The sequence below is a fragment of the Reyranella sp. CPCC 100927 genome (assembly GCF_007859315.1).
Classification (GTDB): Bacteria; Pseudomonadota; Alphaproteobacteria; order Reyranellales; family Reyranellaceae; genus Vineibacter.
The window spans coordinates 367,393-383,101 of record NZ_VOHA01000005.1 but is presented as its reverse complement, the minus strand read 5'-3'; the positions used below and the strand labels follow the sequence as shown (position 1 = coordinate 383,101).

16 protein-coding genes are annotated in these 15,709 nt (G+C 64.9%); 6 read left to right on the top strand and 10 right to left on the bottom strand.

Annotated features, from left to right (window positions below; translation table 11 throughout):
- Window positions 1-8 precede the first annotated feature (8 nt).
- From FQU96_RS17270 to FQU96_RS17260, 3 genes are read right to left on the bottom strand one after another with little or no spacing between them, the layout of a single operon-like run.
- Entirely contained in the window at window positions 9-1,586 is a 1,578-nt protein-coding gene (locus FQU96_RS17270) for an ABC transporter substrate-binding protein (protein ID WP_146542534.1), read from the bottom strand.
- A 22-nt stretch (window positions 1,587-1,608) separates the two neighbouring features.
- Window positions 1,609-2,511 carry an ABC transporter permease gene (locus FQU96_RS17265; RefSeq protein WP_146542533.1) on the bottom strand — a complete coding sequence of 301 codons (903 nt, stop codon included), beginning with the start codon at window positions 2,509-2,511 and terminating at the stop codon, window positions 1,609-1,611.
- Window positions 2,508-3,446: an ABC transporter permease gene (locus FQU96_RS17260; protein WP_178130555.1), complete on the bottom strand. Its 939-nt coding sequence runs from the start codon at window positions 3,444-3,446 to the stop codon at window positions 2,508-2,510. Before FQU96_RS17260 ends, FQU96_RS17265 begins: the two co-directional genes overlap by 4 nt.
- Window positions 3,447-3,711: 265 nt before the next feature.
- Between FQU96_RS17260 and FQU96_RS17255 the strand changes: the two genes are divergently transcribed.
- Genes FQU96_RS17255 through FQU96_RS17245 form a run of 3 tightly spaced genes read left to right on the top strand, consistent with a single transcriptional unit; the run spans window position 3,712 to window position 6,835 of the window.
- The gene (locus FQU96_RS17255; RefSeq protein ID WP_146542531.1) at window positions 3,712-4,671 is read left to right on the top strand and encodes a dihydrodipicolinate synthase family protein; all 960 of its coding nucleotides are present in this window, start codon (window positions 3,712-3,714) and stop codon (window positions 4,669-4,671) included.
- A 24-nt stretch (window positions 4,672-4,695) separates the two neighbouring features.
- On the top strand, window positions 4,696-6,162 hold the full coding sequence (hydA, locus tag FQU96_RS17250; protein ID WP_146542530.1) for a dihydropyrimidinase: 1,467 nt from the start codon (window positions 4,696-4,698) through the stop codon (window positions 6,160-6,162).
- Between the two features lie 58 nt (window positions 6,163-6,220).
- Window positions 6,221-6,835, top strand: coding sequence for a flavin reductase family protein (locus FQU96_RS17245; RefSeq protein ID WP_146542529.1), 615 nt, complete (start codon window positions 6,221-6,223; stop codon window positions 6,833-6,835).
- 155 nt (window positions 6,836-6,990) lie between these two features.
- Here FQU96_RS17245 and FQU96_RS17240 read toward each other — a convergent pair whose 3' ends face one another.
- The 7 genes from FQU96_RS17240 to FQU96_RS17210 all read right to left on the bottom strand — a co-directional run bounded on the left by FQU96_RS17240 (window position 6,991) and on the right by FQU96_RS17210 (window position 13,049).
- Window positions 6,991-8,202 (bottom strand): hypothetical protein, encoded by a 1,212-nt coding sequence (locus FQU96_RS17240; RefSeq protein ID WP_146542528.1) that lies wholly within the window; start codon window positions 8,200-8,202, stop codon window positions 6,991-6,993.
- Window positions 8,199-8,864 (bottom strand): aspartate/glutamate racemase family protein, encoded by a 666-nt coding sequence (locus FQU96_RS17235; RefSeq protein WP_146542527.1) that lies wholly within the window; start codon window positions 8,862-8,864, stop codon window positions 8,199-8,201. Before FQU96_RS17235 ends, FQU96_RS17240 begins: the two co-directional genes overlap by 4 nt.
- 14 nt (window positions 8,865-8,878) lie before the next feature.
- Window positions 8,879-9,550, bottom strand: a complete 672-nt coding sequence (locus FQU96_RS17230; RefSeq protein ID WP_146542526.1) for an amino acid ABC transporter permease — start codon at window positions 9,548-9,550, stop codon at window positions 8,879-8,881.
- Window positions 9,551-9,560: 10 nt separating this feature from the next.
- Window positions 9,561-10,265, bottom strand: a complete 705-nt coding sequence (locus FQU96_RS17225; RefSeq protein ID WP_146542525.1) for an amino acid ABC transporter permease — start codon at window positions 10,263-10,265, stop codon at window positions 9,561-9,563.
- A gap of 125 nt (window positions 10,266-10,390) precedes the next feature.
- Entirely contained in the window at window positions 10,391-11,143 is a 753-nt protein-coding gene (locus FQU96_RS17220; RefSeq protein WP_146542524.1) for an amino acid ABC transporter ATP-binding protein, read from the bottom strand.
- 20 nt (window positions 11,144-11,163) lie between these two features.
- Complete coding sequence (locus tag FQU96_RS17215) at window positions 11,164-12,021, bottom strand: transporter substrate-binding domain-containing protein (RefSeq protein ID WP_146542523.1); 858 nt, start codon at window positions 12,019-12,021, stop codon at window positions 11,164-11,166.
- A gap of 143 nt (window positions 12,022-12,164) precedes the next feature.
- A complete protein-coding gene (locus FQU96_RS17210) occupies window positions 12,165-13,049 on the bottom strand; it encodes a LysR family transcriptional regulator (RefSeq protein ID WP_146542522.1) in 885 nt (294 codons plus the stop codon).
- A gap of 91 nt (window positions 13,050-13,140) precedes the next feature.
- Between FQU96_RS17210 and FQU96_RS17205 the strand changes: the two genes are divergently transcribed.
- From FQU96_RS17205 to FQU96_RS17195, 3 genes are all read left to right on the top strand, one after another.
- Entirely contained in the window at window positions 13,141-13,854 is a 714-nt protein-coding gene (locus FQU96_RS17205) for a CTP synthase (RefSeq protein WP_146542521.1), read from the top strand.
- A 77-nt stretch (window positions 13,855-13,931) separates the two neighbouring features.
- Window positions 13,932-14,636 (top strand): glutathione S-transferase N-terminal domain-containing protein, encoded by a 705-nt coding sequence (locus FQU96_RS17200; protein WP_178130553.1) that lies wholly within the window; start codon window positions 13,932-13,934, stop codon window positions 14,634-14,636.
- 169 nt (window positions 14,637-14,805) lie between these two features.
- A complete protein-coding gene (locus FQU96_RS17195) occupies window positions 14,806-15,708 on the top strand; it encodes an AraC family transcriptional regulator (protein ID WP_218574752.1) in 903 nt (300 codons plus the stop codon).
- Window position 15,709: the final 1 nt, after the last annotated feature.

Below are 15,709 nucleotides of genomic sequence, written 5' to 3'. Positions count from 1 at the left end.
GAGGCGTCTCACTTGAATTCGATGCCCAGCCCTTTGTAGAGGCCGCAACCGTAGTTCCCGTGGGCACGCACTGGCTTGAGCTTGCTGCCGCTGACGACATGGAGCGGCTCGTGGTAGAGCGGGATCCATACTGCCGCATCGTGCACCTTCTGCTGCACTTTGCCGTATGCCGCGGCACGAACGTCGGCCGACAGCGCGGTCGAGCCCTCGTCCAGCAGCTTGTCGGTTTCGGGGTCCTTCCAGTTCATGCGGTTGGGTGTCGGTGTATTGGTTGAGCGGAAATACAGGTTCAGCGCATCGCCGGCACTGACATAGGGGAAGCTCATGCCGAAGGCATCGAACTCCTGGGTCGCGAGCTTGCCCCAGGCGACCGTGGCATCGAACAGCTGCACCTGCAGGTCAATGCCGACCTTGCGCAAATCGCCCTGGACCGCTTCCGCTACCTCCTTGAAGAAACCGGAGATGCCGTACAGAACCGGTGCCAGTTTCTTGCCGTCCTTGTAGCGGAAGCCGTCGCCACCGCGCTTCCAGCCGGCCTCGTCAAGCAGGCGATTGGCTTCCGCGGTGCTCTCTCCATAAATGGCCTTGTCGACCTTGCCGTTGAAGTCGAGCACGCTGGGCATGAGGTAGGTGCTGGCTGGCTCGGCAAAGCCGAAGGTGACGGCTTCGGTAATCGCCTTCTGGTCGACGGCCAGATTGATCGCCTTGCGCACCCGCAGGTCGGTCATCAGTTCGCGGTCGATCTTGAAGCCGATGAAGAACGTCCAGAAGTAGTTTTCCGCCTTGGACACCGACAGCTGCTTGTTCGCCATGAGGTCCTTGAGCGCCCAGTACGGAACGTATTGGCTCACATCGGCCTGGCCACTCTGCAGCGCCGTGACTCGCGTGTTCTCCTCGGGTACCACCTTCCAGACGATGCGATCGACCTGGGCCGTCGTGTTCTTGTAGATCGATGGGCCCCACTTATAGTTGGCGTGCTTCAGCAGGACGGTCTCGTCGCGCGGCGTCCAGCTTTGCATGCAGAACGGGCCGGTGCCGTCGAACGGTTTGACGCCATAGTCGGCACCCAGCTGCTTGACCTGATCGATGTTGATGATGGTGTGGAAGTACTGCGTCATCTGGTAGAGCAGTTCAGAGAACGGCTTCTTCAGGCGGTATTCGACAGTGTAGTCGTCGACAGCGACGACCTTGTCGACATCGCCCATGCGCCATTTCACCAGCCCCTTGGTTTCCGGCGCCTGCCAGCGTTCATAGGTCGCCACGACGTCCTGCGCCGTCATCTTCTTGCCGCTGCAGAAGGTGACGTCATCGCGCAGCTTGAAGGTGTAGACGAGCCCGTCCGATGACGTGGTCCAGCTTTTGGCCAGACCCGGCACCAGGGTCTTCATGTCGAAATCGAGATTCACCAGCGTGTCGCCCACCATGTACATGACTTCGGCATTGGAGCGCGCAGTGGAGCGGTGCGGATCGTAGCGGTCGGTATCGATCTCGCGCACGATGGTCACGGTCTTCTGCGCCAACGCCGGCGGACCTGCGGCGAGGGCGGCGGCCAGCAGTGCGGTGGCAAGGCATGTCGATCGCAGCATGGCGGGTCTCCCAGGTGCGCGGTTATTGTCGCAGCTTCGGGTCGAGCGCGTCGCGCAACGCGTCACCCAGCACATTGAATGCCAACACGATGAAGAAAATGGTCAGCGCCGGAATCGTCGCGACGTGCGGGAAGGCCTGCAGGAACTTGCGGCCATCGGCCGTCATGCTGCCCAGTTCGGCGAACGGCGGTTGCGCCCCCAGCCCCAGGAAACTGAGGACGGAGCCCAGCAGGATGCTCTGGCCGAGTTGCAAGGTGGCATAGATCAGGATGGTCGAGCCGCAGTTCAGCAGCAGGTAGCGCCAGATCAGGGCGCCATCGCCCAGCCCCAGTGCCCGGCCGGCCTCCATGTAGTCCTGCTGCATCACCACCGTGGCGGCACCCCGGGCAACCCGCGCAATGGTGGGGATTGCCGCGATGCTGAGCGCGACGCAGAGCGAGAAGAGCCCGGGACCGAGCACGGCGGCCAGTGCCAGACCGAACAGGATCGACGGGAAGGACAGCAGCACGTCGACGAATCGCATCAGCGGGGTGTCGAGCCGGCGGTAATAGGCGGACAAGGTGCCGATCAGGACGCCGAGTCCGCCGCCGCACAGCACGGCGATGGCGCCGATGCCGATGGTGGCGCGCAGGCCGTAGAGAATACGGCTCAGCATGTCGCGACCCTGCGCATCGGTGCCCAGGAGATATAGGGCGCCGTCGGGGCTGACGAACCCCGGCGCTTTCAGGCGCAGGCGCATGGCGTTGGCGAATGGATCGTGCGGCGCGATCCAGGGTGCCAACAACGCGCACACCAGGATCAGCACCAGGAAGGCGAGTGCCAGGGCCGCCGGTACGTCGCGCAGCAGTCGCCGGATGATGCTGTTCTTGCGCCGCAGGGCCTCCAGCGCGCGCGCATCGGCTTCGACGAGGGCCGCGTCGGTCATCGTTGGCCGATCCTCGGGTCGAGATAGCCGTAGAACACGTCGATCACGAGATTGATGGCGATGAATGAGACCGCGAGCACCATGATGGCACCCTGGGCGACCGGAAAGTCGCTGGAGGAGATGGCGCCCACGGCCATGCGGCCGACACCGGGCCAGGAAAACATGGTCTCGGTCACCACGGCGCCGCCCAAGAGGAAGCCGATCTGCAATCCGATCAACGTGACGACCGGGATCAAGGCGTTGCGCAGGGCATGGTGCAGCACGACCTGCCGCTCGGAGGCGCCCTTGGCGCGCGCCGTGCGGACGTAGTCCGCACCCAGCGTTTCAAGGACCGATGTGCGCGTCATGCGCGCCACTGGACCGATGAAGACGGCACCCAATGTCAGTGACGGCAGAACGATGTGCAGCAGGCCGCTGCTGGTCCAGAGTGGGCCGCCGCGGCCCTGGAAAGGCAGCAAGCCGGCGCCGCCCACGTACTGGATCAGCAGCAGGCCGACGACGAAGATCGGCATGGATACGCCGGCAACCGAAAACGCCATGATCAAGCGGTCCGTCCACTGGCCGCGCCGGCGCGCCGCCTGGGTGCCGAGCGCAATGCCGACGGGGATGGCCCAGATCAGGCACGCCAGCATCAGCTCAAACGTGGGGCCGAGAGTCGACTCCAGCTCATCCAGGACCGGACGGTTGGAAATCATCGAGCGTCCGAGGTCGAACTGCAGGACGCGTCCGAGGTAGAGAGCGAACTGTTCCCACAACGGCCGGTCGAGGCCGAGCTGCTCGCGAATTGCGGCAACTTCAGCCTGACTCGCGGTCGGCCCGGCGAGAATGATCGCCGGGTCAGTCGGCACGACCTGAAGAAGGAGGAAGCCGATCAGCAACACACCCAGAAGCACGGGTATGGAAATGATCAACCGTTGCACGATCAGCGTGAACACGTCATCCACCGTCCCGCGATAGTCGTTACTTTGCGGACCGTCAGAAGCGCCGGAGTGTGGCGCGAGCGTGTTGGCTATAGCAAGAGCTTTGCGATGCATTGCTGCTGTTCAGTTGCGCGCCATCGCGCACAACCCGCGGGCTTTATGGTGAGTGGACGCGCGATTTCCCGTCGGAAGCGTCTCGCCGTTCCATTTAATGGCACACGACAGCTTCCCGCCGCCGAGGGTGAATGGCATGATCGCGACGATCACGCAGGAGTTCCCGATGTCTGCCAAGCGCCTCGATGAGTCCGCCAAGGGCGTGTTCATCATCGCCGCAACGCCGTTCACCGACAGCGGTGCTCTCGACACCGACAGCATCGACAGCCTGACCGATTTCTACATTCGCAGCGGTGTAAACGGCTTCACGCTGCTGGGAATGATGGGGGAAGCCCACAAGCTGTCAGCCGATGAGTCGTTGACCGTTGTGCGGCGCGTCATCGCGCGCGCCGGCGACCGGCAGGTGATCGTCGGCGTGAGCCATGCCGGTATCGACAACCTGCGCCGCCTGTCGCACGAGGTGATGAACGCAGGCGCTGCCGGCGTGATGGTGGCACCGACCCCGGGCCTCAAGGGTGACGATGGGCTCTACACCTATTATGCCCAGGTCTTTGCCGCACTGGGCCCGGATGTGCCGGTCGTCTTCCAGGACTATCCACAATCGACGTCGGTCTTCCTGCCGGTGCCCGTGTTCAATCGGCTGGTCGATGATTTTTCCCAGCTTGTGATGCTCAAGCACGAGGATTGTCCCGGTCTGAGCAAGATCACGCGCATCCGTGAAGACGAAAAGCGCCCCGGACGTCGCCGTGTGTCCATTCTGGTGGGTAATGGCGGGCTGTACTACGTACAGGAACTGAGACGCGGTGCGGACGGTGCCATGACCGGCTTCGCCTGGCCCGAGATGCTGGCACAGGTCTATGCGCTGTTCGCCGGCGGCAAGGCAGAAGAGGCAGAGGACCTGTACGACCTCTACCTGCCGCTGGTGCGTCATGAGCAGCAGCCCGGCATCGGGCTGGCCCTGCGCAAGGAAGTCCTGCGCCGTCGCGGCGCGATCCGCAGCGCACGGCAGCGTTCTCCCGGGTCATCGCTGGGAGCGACGGATCTCGCCGAACTCGACAACCTCATTCGCCGGCTCGAGCGGCGGCTGGCTGCGGCCGGTCGTTCCTCGCCGCTGGCAGCAGAGTGACAGCCCCTTCGCCCGGAGTAGCACGTGCCAACTTTCGATCTTGCCATCCGCAACGCCCGCATCGTCACCGCCGACCGCGCCCTGGAAGGCGACATCGCCATCAAGGACGGCATCATATCAGCGCTGGGCAACATCGGCGGGGATGGCGCGCGCGAGATCGACGCTGCGGGTAAGTTCGTCCTGCCGGGCGGGGTCGATAGTCACGTTCATGTCGAGCAGCGCTCGGGTATGGGTATCATGTGCGCCGACGATTTTCACAGCGGTACCGTGTCGGCGGCGTTCGGCGGCACCACGACGATCATTCCGTTTGCCGCCCAGCACCGCGGCATGTCGCTGCGCACCGTGGTGCAGGACTATCACGCCGCCGCGACGCCCAAGGCCGTCATCGATTACGCCTTCCACCTGATCGTTTCCGATCCGACGGAGCAGGTGCTGGGCCAGGAACTGCCGGCGCTGATTCGCGATGGCTACACGTCGTTCAAGATCTACATGACCTACGAGGCCCTGAAGGTCAGCGACTATCAGCTGCTCGACATCCTGGCGCTGGCGCGTCGCGAAGGCGCGCTGGTGATGGTGCACGCCGAGAACCACGACATGATCCAGTGGCTGGCGCACCATCTGGTCGAGCAGGGGCACGTGGCGCCGCGGTATCACGCCATTGCTCACGCCCGTGTCGCCGAAGCGGAGGCCACCAACCGGGCTATTGCGCTGGCCCGGCTGGTTGATGCGCCGATGCTGATCGTGCACATGTCGGAAATCGAGGCGATCGACACCGTCCGCCAGGCCCGCGCCAAGGGTCTCAAGATCTTCGCCGAGACCTGTCCGCAGTATATCGCGCTCACCGCCGATGACCTCGACAAGCCCGACGTACAGGGCGCCATGTGGTGCTGCAGCCCGCCGCCGCGCGATTCGGCGGCACAGGAGGCCGTGTGGTCCGGGTTGAAGGACGGCACGTTCGACGTCTTCTCGTCCGATCATGCACCCTATCAATTCAACGAGGGCGGCAAGATCCCCAAGGGCCTCAAGACGACCTTCAAGGAGATGGCCAACGGTGTTCCAGGCCTGGAGTTGCGGTTGCCGCTGCTGTTTTCCGAAGGGGTCCAGAAGGGCCGCATCGATCTGCACCGCTTCGTGGCGCTGGCGGCGACCAACCATGCCAAGCTCTACGGCCTCTATCCGCGCAAGGGCACTATCGCCGTCGGCAGCGATGCCGATCTGGCGATCTGGGATCCCGATCGCCAGGTCACCGTGCGCTGGGCCGACCTGCATGACAATGTCGGCTACAGCCCCTACGAAGGCCGCCAGATCACCGGCTGGCCAACCACCGTCATCAGCCGTGGTCGCGTCGTCGTCGAGAACGGCACGCTCAACGCCGAGAAGGGCAGCGGCCAGTTCCTGCGCTGCGAGTCGCCCGATGCGTCGCGTCCCTTGGGTAAGCCGGCGCCGGAAATGATCAAGATGGCAGGGTTCGGCGCGCGGCCGCTGTTCTAAAAGCCCGCTGGACGGGTATAGTCCCGGCACTTTCCATCACCCTGGTGCCGGGTCTCCCATGCAATACGCTGCATCCGAAGTCAGTCATCACGATCGCTACAAGCTGCTCATTTCCTTCATCCTGCCGCGTCCGATCGCGTGGGTGACGACGCTCGGGCCGACCGGCGTGGTGAATGCGGCGCCCTTCAGTTTTTTCAATGCATTTGCCGAGGATCCGCCGTTGATCATGTTTGCGATCAACCGGCGGCCCGACGGGCGCATCAAGGACACCTGGATCAACATCGAGCGGAGCGGGCAGTTCGTCGTCAACCTGACTGACGAGCCGCTGGCCGAGAAGATGCATCAGTCGAGTGGCGACTTCCCACCTGAGATCGGCGAGCCGAACTACCTCGGCCTCAGCCTGGCGCCCTCGGTGGACGTGGCGCCGCCGCGGATCGCGCAGGCGCCGTGGGCCATGGAGTGCCGCACCTGGCAGGTGATCAACGTCAAGGATGACCGCCAACTGGTGATCGGTGAGGGCCTGCGCTTCCACGTGCGCGATGAATTGTGGGACCCCAAGGCGATGCGGGTCTACACCGACAAATATCACCCTGTCGGCCGCATGTTCGCCGATCGCTACTGCCGCACCGACGACCGCATCGTCTTTCCCCCGGCGGAAGGACCGAAGTCCTGAAACCCTTTCCGCCCGCTACACGGCTGCCGAATTTCACACGATCATTCCTGGGAGCGCGGGCGTCCCGCCCGCATTGTCGCGCAGCGCCAAGGCATGAGCGGGCGGGACGCCCGCGCTCCCAGGAACTCACTAAGCTACTGCGTGGGCGGAGAGGGTCATCCCAGCACCGCTTTCGCCGCATCGCGCACGGCGCTGAACACGGTCTGCAGCAACGCCGGTGACGTAGCGGCTTCGGGTGTGTCCTGCGGCGTGTGAAACAGCGGAAAGCTGCCGGCGAACGAGAGCAGGGGCGTGGTCTCGGGCAGATGCGCCGCCCATTCCTTCGCCTCGCCGAAGAAGCGTGGCGCCGGCTGGAAGGCGCCGGCCTTGAACGCTGTCGCCAAGGGTGAATCGCCGTCGATTGGACGGTTGGCCGCCGCCAACCGTCCGGGGAAGAGCTGCAGGGCGCCCGAGCCCGGTGCGAACCAGCCCGCGGCCAGCGAGGCGCCGATATGGATCACCGCCCGCGGCGCGAAGCCAAGACCTGCCTTGAGCTGCTGACGGATGCCGTAGTTTTCCAGCTCATGGCCGGTCGTGGCAATGACGGCCACCGGCATCTCCGCCGCGAAGGACCGGGCGAGCTCGAGGGCGACCGCGATACCGGTGCCCCGTTCGCCAGCGCAGGTGAACCAGCCGGTGAGCGGTGTGGTGATCACCAGGGGGGCGCCATCGCCCGTGCCGAGCCGGCCGAATACGTTCGCGGCCCGGTCGGCGACGCGCTGGGCGCTGACGGCGGCCGTCACCGCGCCACTGGCCATGGCATCGAGATGGACGCCCGACACCAGCACCGTGGGGAGACCGGACTTGGGCTTGTCAGGATCGACATTGACGCCGATCAGCGCCGGTCGCGGCGGCAGATTGCCAAAGCGGCCGAAGGTCAGGAACACGGCCAGCCGAAGATCGCTGTCCTTCGCTTCGGCGAGGGCCTGCTCGAGGTCCGACGTATCGAAGTTGTTGGCCAGCGTGACGGGCCGCACGAACGGTGCATCGGTCGCCAGCTCGCCGACACCCTCGTAGTACAGCGGCAGGGCGTCGACGGGTCGTCCGTCGGCCGTGACCGACACGCGCCAGTCATAGCGGTCATAGGCATAGGACCAGCGGCTGGTCGCAGCGCCAAGCTCCCTGAGCTGGGCCTCGAACCAGTCGACCGTGTCCTTGCCTTCCGGCGTGCCGGTGCGATGGTGCGGCCACTGGCTGTAGCCCGCGACACGCTGATAGAGCGCGGCGCCCATGGTCGGTCCGGTCTGAGCGCGCAGGGTACGACTACCGCCAACCATCAGCCCGCCGGTGCCCGCCGCGGCGAGAAGCGTCCGACGTGATACCGTCACGCCGCCCATTTCAGCCGCGCCTGGCCCACGGCCATGGCAACGGCCGCCTGGGTCGGCTCGACGACGGGCACGCCGATGGCCTGCTGCAGGCGATCGCGGTACCGGGCCATGCCGGCGCAGCCCATGACCAGGACATCCGCGCCATCCTTGTCGCGCAGCTCGGTTCCGGCATCGATCATGCGCGACAGCGTGCGGGCCTCGTCGGTCAGCTCCACGACACCCAGCCCGACGGCGCGGTCCCCGGCAAAGCGGGCCTGCATGCCCATCTGGCCGATGTAGCGCAGGTGGCGCGGGATCGACGTCTTGAGGATGGAGATCACCCCGAAGCGCTGGCCCAGGGTGAGCGCCGTGAGGATGCCGCTCTCGGCGATGCCCAGCACCGGCTTGCGTGTCGCTTCGCGGCAGGCATGCAGGCCGGGGTCGCTGAAGCAGGCGATCACGAAAGCGCTGCAGTCGTTGTCACGCGCCGCCACCGTGCGTGCCAGCGGCTGGACGACACGCTCGACATCGGCCTGGCTCTGCACACCGGCTGGCCCTTCCTTCAGCGTCATGCACTCGATTTGCGGCCCACCCGCCATGCGCAGCGGCGCCATGGCCTCGTCGATGCCCTGGGTGCAGGCCTCGGTCGAGTTCGGGTTGATCACCAGGATACGCTCGGACATGCGAAACTCCTGCGCTAGCGCGCTGCGATCTTGCGGTGCTCCAGACGGCTCAGCAAGCGTACCACTGGCCACAGCAGCACGAAATAGATCACGGTGGCGAGGATCAGCGGCGAGTAGTTGAAGGTCGCCTGCTGCGCCGAGCGGGCCGCGAACATCAGTTCATGAAGCGCGATGACGCTGGCGATCGACGTCAGCTTGGCGACCTCCAGCGTGTTGCTGACCAGGTCCGGCAGGACGTTGCGCACTGCCTGCGGCAATACCACCCAGGCCATGGTCTGCCACCAGCCCAGGCCGGTCGATCGCGCCGCCTCGCGCTGGCCGCGGCCGACGCTCTCGATGCCGGCGCGGAAGATCTCACCGTAATAGCTCGAGGTGTTGAGCAGGAAGGCAACGACGACTGCCTCGAACTCGGAGATGCGGTACCCGGCGAAGGGCGGCACATTGTAGACGAAGATCAGCAGCACCAGCGGCGGCAGGGCGCGAAAGACGTCGACGTAGATCACCAGCATGATGTTGAGCCAGCGCCGGTTCAACGCCGCCAGCACCGCCACCGCCAGGCCGCCCAGCGCACCAACCGGGATCACGACAAGGCACAGCAGCAGGGTCATCCACAGGCCGTCGAGCAGGAAGCCGGCCGTTTTCGCCATGATCTCGGCATTGAAGAACAGCGCGATGATGTCGCTCATGGCGTGGCCCTCACCGACGCCACGCGAAGCGCGTCTCGATCCAGCGCCCGACGACAACCACGGGCAGGAACAGCGCGAGATAGGCGAGTGCGCCCAGGGTCAGCGGCGAGGGATTGGACGAAAACGAAAGGCCGCTATAGGCCTGATACAGGATCTCCTGCACCGCCACGACCTGACCCAGCGCCGTACCCTTGGTGATGGCGATGGTGCGGTTGGTGAGCGGGGGTATGGTCAACCGGATCGCCTGCGGCAGGATCACGTAGAGCAGGGTCTGGAGGAATCCCAGCCCGGTCGAGCGCGCGGCTTCCCATTGTCCCTTGGCGACGGCGACCAAGCCCGCCCAGTAGATCTCCTCGGCGAACGCTGCCAGCACCAGCGACAGCGCCAACCAGGTTGCGCCCAGGCCGGCAATGTCGAGGCCCAAGGCCGGCAGGCCGTAGAAGAACAGCACGATCAGGACCAGCGGCGGCACCGAGCGCATCAGGTCCACGAAGAAGATGATCAGCAGCCGCACGGCCTCGGCCAGCCACGACAACGGCGCCGGCATCGTTTGTGACAGGATAGAGCGCAATAGGGCCAGCAGCAGGCCCAACGCGAGACCGGTGACGATGACGAAAGCGGCGAGATAAGTCGTGACCCACATGCCCGAGAGGATCTTGGGCAGGTACTCCCACATCACCTCGCCGTTGAAAAACGTAAAGAGGAAGCGATCCATGGACTCATCCTATTTCGGACCGCGGGCGTCCACGCCCGCATCGGCGCGGAGCGCCGAACATGAGGTCGCCCTTCGCTCACGCTTCGGGCGACTGCGGGCGTGGACGCCCGCAGTCCCAAGAAACATCACCGATGTCCGTCGATGCGCGCCACGAACGCCCGCGTACGGGCCTGCTGCGGGTCGCCGAAGATCTGCGCCGGCGGCCCTTGCTCGACGATCACGCCATCTTCCATGAAGACGACGCGATCGGCCGCTGCACGCGCGAACTGCAGTTCGTGGCTGACCACCAGCATCGTCATGCCGGCCTCGCGCAGGTCGCGCATGACCTGCAGCACGGATCCCACCAGTTCCGGGTCGAGCGCACTGGTCGGCTCATCGAACAGCACGATCTTGGGTTCCAGGGCCAGGGCCCGTGCGATAGCGACGCGCTGCTGCTGGCCGCCGCTGAGCTCGCCCGGATAGGCGTGCGCCTTTTCCGCAAGACCGACCCGCGCCAGCGCCGCCTGTCCGATATCCGTGGCTTCAGCCTTGGATTTACGCGACGCCAGTCGCAACGCCAGCGTCACGTTACCCAAGGCTGTCATGTGCGGATAGAGATTGAAGGACTGGAACACCATGCCGATCCGCCGGCGCACTGCGTTGATGTCGACGCCGTGCGCCAGGATATCGGTGCCGTCGACGCGGATGGCGCCGCTGCTGGGTTCCTCCAGGCGATTGCAGCAGCGCAGGAACGTGCTCTTGCCCGAGCCCGACGGTCCGATGATGAACGCCAGTTCGCGCTCGCGCAGACGGAAGTCGATGCCCTTGAGCACCTCGACCGCGCCGAAGCTCTTGCGTAGGCCCTGCACCTCGAGGATGGGGCGGTCGATCGCTGTCATCGTCCGAGCATCAACTCGCCTCAGCCGCACTGCGGCGTGTGCTCAGTCGGGTCATGCCCCTCGGTGCCGGGTACACCATAGCCCTTGAAGACTGTCACAGCCGCCGAGCCGGGTTCGGGTTTGATGCCGAACCACTTTTCGTGCAGCCGGGCGATGGTGCCGTCAAGCTTCAGGCATTCGAGAGCGTTTTCGACCTGATTGCGGCCGGCGACATCGTCCTTGCGAAACGGTGCCGCCCACATCAACCCTTCATCGACCTTGGCGCCCAGCTTCAGCGTCGGATTCTGTTTCGCCGCCCAGGCGACCACGGTGTTGCCGCCGAGGTTGGCATCGGCGCGGCCCGCCATCACCGCCTGCACCGAGTCGGTCTGGGTCGGGAAGGCCAGCACCTCGAAGCCGTACTTTTCCTTGTTGAGATCGGCCCACTTGTCATAGGCCGAGCCCTTGTTGACCGTGAGCTTCTTGCCCTTGAGGTCCTCAATCCTGGTGATGTCGGGCGTGCTCTTCTTGAGCAGGAGCTGATAATACGTGTTGAGATAGCCCTCGGTGAACAGCAGGTTCTTCGCCCGTTCGGGCGTTACGGTGGTGGGGGCTGCGAGCCAGTCGAAGCGGCCGGCGTTGAGCGCCGGGATCAGGCCCGAGAACTCCTGCGCCACGACATTGATCGGCCGCTTCAGACGCTTGGCGATCTCGTTCGCCAGATCGACATTGAAACCCTCAACCTCGCCCGGTTTGCCGCCGACCTTGGGCATGGCATGCGGCGCGAACGTGCCGTCGAGGCCGACAGTGATCGGCTTGTCAGCTTGTGCCACGACGCTCCCGGTCGCAAGCAGCAGGCTGGCGCCCGCCAGAACGGCGCGGTGAATGAGTCGTATCATGGTGAGTCCCCCTGATTTCCCGGGTCGGGAGCCAAGCACATCAACTGTGTCGGCTCAAGTCACCCTATCGCGGGTGCACACAGCGTGCCATTCGCCGGTGAGGCCGGCGACCTCCCATTCGATCAAGACGCGAGCGCTGCGAGCTACCCTGCGTTCTTGCCCCTCATGAGCATCACTTTCAAGATCTCGACGGCCGGCATCTCGGGTTGATCAGAGCTTGTGATCGCGACGATCCGGCGTTCCTGGCGCGGTTGGATCGAGACGCAAACTACTCCCCGCACCCTGTCGGGGATGGAGAGCTGTGGCATGATCGTCACGCCGAGCCCCTGGCCGACCATGTTCACCAGCGCTTCCGGGTCGCGCACGCGAAAGGCGATGGGAGGATTAATGTTGGCCGCGCCGAAGATCCGGCGTATGGCCGGCTCGCAACCCGAGGTCGACATCAAGAACGATTCCTGTGCGATGTCTGCCGGCCGGATGAAGCGCCGCCCGGCCAGGCGGTGCTTGGCGCCGACGACCAGGACGAAGTCGTCTTCCGCTACAGGCGAGGCCAGCACGTTCGGCGTCGTCTCTCCCGTCAATCCTAAATCGACGACCGCGTTCTCGACCCACTCGCCAATCTCGGTCTCAGTGCCTTCGATGAGATCAATCTTGACGCCGGGATACTGCCGGCGGAATCGCGCCAGGATGGACGGCAGCATCCGCGCGGCGACGCTCGAGATGCTGCCGAGACGGATCCGGCCCGACGGCACGCCTTTGGCAGCGCTGCAGGCCTGCCGGATGCGCTCGATGGCCTGGAGCGCGAGCCGGGCGTCGGCAAGCACCGCCTTGCCCAGCTCGGTCGGCGCAACGCCGTCGCGGTGCCGGATGAGCAGCTGAGCCCCCAGGGTTGCCTCAAGATGCTTGATGCTCTGGCTCACACCAGACTGCGTGATGCCGATCTCTTCCGCGGCTGCCGAAAAGCTTCCTTTTTCGATGGCCGTGTTCAGCACGCGAAGATGAGACAGAGAGACATTAGTATTAGTCATATCAATGATGCTTTCAAAGTCATTTTACTTATATCAACCCAGAATCCAGGTTCAAGGCCACGACAATCGAAAGACCTGGTGGTAGATAGCGATGACGAGAATATCGGTTGCAATCGTCGGCGAGTTCACGCCGTCGTTTCCTCCCCACGCCAAGACGAACGAAGCCGTCGACCACGCGCAAGCGGCGCTGGGAGAGCGCATCGCGATCGAGTGGGTATCGACAGCGGCACTGGAGAGCGGGGCGGCCGAACGCCTGCGGGGTTTCGATGCGGTCTGGATCGCCCCGGGCAGTCCCTATGCGAGCCTGTCAGGCGCACTCGATGCGATCCGCTATGCGCGGGAAGGGGATGTCCCGCTGCTGGGCACATGCGGAGGCTGCCAACACGTCGTCATTGAATACGCACGCAATGTGCTGGGCTTCACCGACGCCGCACACGCCGAATACGATCCCTACGCCTCCAACCTGTTCGTCACGCCGCTGTCCTGCTCGCTGGTCGGCCAGACGATGGACGTGAGGATCGAACCGGGCAGTCGTGCCGAAGCCATCTATGGCGCGAGGACGGTGTCCGAGCAGTACTATTGCAATTTCGGATTGAATCCCGACCATCAGCAGCGCCTGCACGAGGCGGGGCTCATGATCGTCGGCAAGGACGCGGATGGGGAAGCGAGAATCCTCACGATTCCCCGCCATCGGTTCTTCCTGGCGACGCTGTTTGTGCCCCAGCTCACCAGCACGCTCAGCCGCCCGCATCCGGTGATCGTCAGTTTCTTCAAGGCTGCCATCGACGGCCATCGACGGTCATGACAGATCAGATGGAAACACCTATGCCGCGGCCGTGACTGACCGCTTCGGCCATGGCATCGCTCCGACGTGAGGATGCCATGGCCCTGACCCTGTATGAGCGGGTTGGCCACGAGGGACGCCGGCCCAGCCCGTTCTCCTGGCGTGTCCGCTACGCTCTGCGCCACAAGGGGGTGGCGGCCGACTATGTCGCGGTGCGGTTCGCCGACGTCGAGATCATCAGGCGGCTGAGCGGCCAGGATATGGTGCCGGTTCTGGTCGATGGTGATCGCGCCATCCACGACAGCTGGCGTATCGCGCTCCATCTCGAAGACCGCTTTGCCGACCGCCCGACATTGTTCGGCGGCGACAGGGCCCGTGGGATGGCCCGTTTCATCAGCAATTGGAGCGACACCGTGCTGGCGCCGCTGTTGCGCCGGGTCATCTACGCCGACTTCATCTGGTGCCTGCATGCAGACGATCGCGCCTATTTCCGGCAGTCGCGCGAGCGGGACCTCGGCATGACCTTCGAGGAAGCCTGTGCCGATCCGGCTGCCGGTCTGATCCGGTTTCACCAGGCGATGGTGCCGCTGGAGCACACATTGGAGGAGCAGCTTTTCATCGGCGGTGCTGGACCGACCTATGCCGACTACGCCGTGTTTTCCGTCCTGCAATGGGCCCGCCTGGGCAGTCCACGTGACGTTATCGAGCACGGGAGCGCCGTTCATGGGTGGCGCCTGCGGATGATCGCGCTGTTCGACGGACTCGCGGACGCGTTTCCGGCCTATCCAGGTCAGCCGAAATAGGGGGAGACCACTAGACCCGCGCTTTCCGTTCCGGCGGGCATTTGTGTTGGAGGGCGCTGCAGAACACTTGTACAAAGGGGCCGTGGGCGACGAACACCTCGGCGCCGCATGAGGGCCAAAAACGCGAATGTCACGGGCGACAGTCCGCTTGTTTCTACCGGCGCCCGCGTTGCGTCACGCCATCACGACCTACCAAATCATGACCGTCGCCGGGACGGACGACATCGAAGACATGTTTCTGCCGGAGTGGGCGAGCATCCGCCTGGTCCTGTCGGGGCGGTGGCGTGCCAAGATTCTCGGCCAGCCGTTCCAGCCCGTGGCAGAAGCGGCGATCAGCGGCACCCAGGAACGAGGTTCGGTAGTCCGTGGTACGCCGGGGCTGGTCGCCGGCGTCGGCATCCTACCCGAAGGCTGGGTACAGCTGACCGGACAGCCCGCCGACTCCTTCGCGAAGCGCTTGCGGCCGCTCGCCACAGTATTCGGGGCCGCGGCAGACCACCTGGTCCCGACGTTGCGCACGTTGGCCGATGACGAGGAGATCGTCGAAGCGCTCGACCGGTATCTCGTCGACCGGTTGGCGGGGCGGCCGGCAGCACCCTCGATCGTGCGAGAGGCGCACGCCGCGCTTCTCGATGATGCCAACCGCTCCGTTGACGACTGGGCCACCAGCCTGAAACTGTCGGCGCGTCAATTGGAGCGATTGTGCCGGCGCTACTTCGGCCTGCCACCGAAACGTCTGCTGCGGCGGCAACGGTTCCTGCGCACACTGGCCGCCATACGCGACGTGCCGCCGGGCTCGTGGAGCATGCTGATCGACTCGCACTATGTCGACCAACCGCATTTCATCCGGGAGTGCCATTATTTTCTGGGCATGTCGCCCCGGGTCTTTTTCGCGCGCCCGCAACCCTTCATGCGTCAAACCGGGGACAGGCGAAAGGCGCTCCTCGGATCACCCGTGCAGATCCTGCATGCGCCGGCCGCGTCGCGCGCGCGTCAACGCGTGGCCGATCTGGAGGCGGCCGAGGACGACAAGGATGCCGGCCGCCGCGGTCCACGCTACATGCCGAGCTGAC

What these genes read in the sequence shown, in the direction of transcription:
- FQU96_RS17235 (WP_146542527.1), bottom strand. Translation starts at nt 8,864, where the DNA reads ATGTCCGAGCGTATCCTGGTGATCAACCCGAACTCGACCGAGGCCTGC.
- FQU96_RS17230 (WP_146542526.1), bottom strand. Translation starts at nt 9,550, where the DNA reads ATGAGCGACATCATCGCGCTGTTCTTCAATGCCGAGATCATGGCGAAA.
- FQU96_RS17210 (WP_146542522.1), bottom strand. Translation starts at nt 13,049, where the DNA reads ATGACTAATACTAATGTCTCTCTGTCTCATCTTCGCGTGCTGAACACG.
- FQU96_RS17255 (WP_146542531.1), top strand. Translation starts at nt 3,712, where the DNA reads ATGTCTGCCAAGCGCCTCGATGAGTCCGCCAAGGGCGTGTTCATCATC.
- FQU96_RS17200 (WP_178130553.1), top strand. Translation starts at nt 13,932, where the DNA reads ATGGCCCTGACCCTGTATGAGCGGGTTGGCCACGAGGGACGCCGGCCC.
- FQU96_RS17205 (WP_146542521.1), top strand. Translation starts at nt 13,141, where the DNA reads ATGACGAGAATATCGGTTGCAATCGTCGGCGAGTTCACGCCGTCGTTT.
- FQU96_RS17265 (WP_146542533.1), bottom strand. Translation starts at nt 2,511, where the DNA reads ATGACCGACGCGGCCCTCGTCGAAGCCGATGCGCGCGCGCTGGAGGCC.
- FQU96_RS17245 (WP_146542529.1), top strand. Translation starts at nt 6,221, where the DNA reads ATGCAATACGCTGCATCCGAAGTCAGTCATCACGATCGCTACAAGCTG.
- FQU96_RS17270 (WP_146542534.1), bottom strand. Translation starts at nt 1,586, where the DNA reads ATGCTGCGATCGACATGCCTTGCCACCGCACTGCTGGCCGCCGCCCTC.
- FQU96_RS17215 (WP_146542523.1), bottom strand. Translation starts at nt 12,021, where the DNA reads ATGATACGACTCATTCACCGCGCCGTTCTGGCGGGCGCCAGCCTGCTG.
- FQU96_RS17225 (WP_146542525.1), bottom strand. Translation starts at nt 10,265, where the DNA reads ATGGATCGCTTCCTCTTTACGTTTTTCAACGGCGAGGTGATGTGGGAG.
- FQU96_RS17220 (WP_146542524.1), bottom strand. Translation starts at nt 11,143, where the DNA reads ATGACAGCGATCGACCGCCCCATCCTCGAGGTGCAGGGCCTACGCAAG.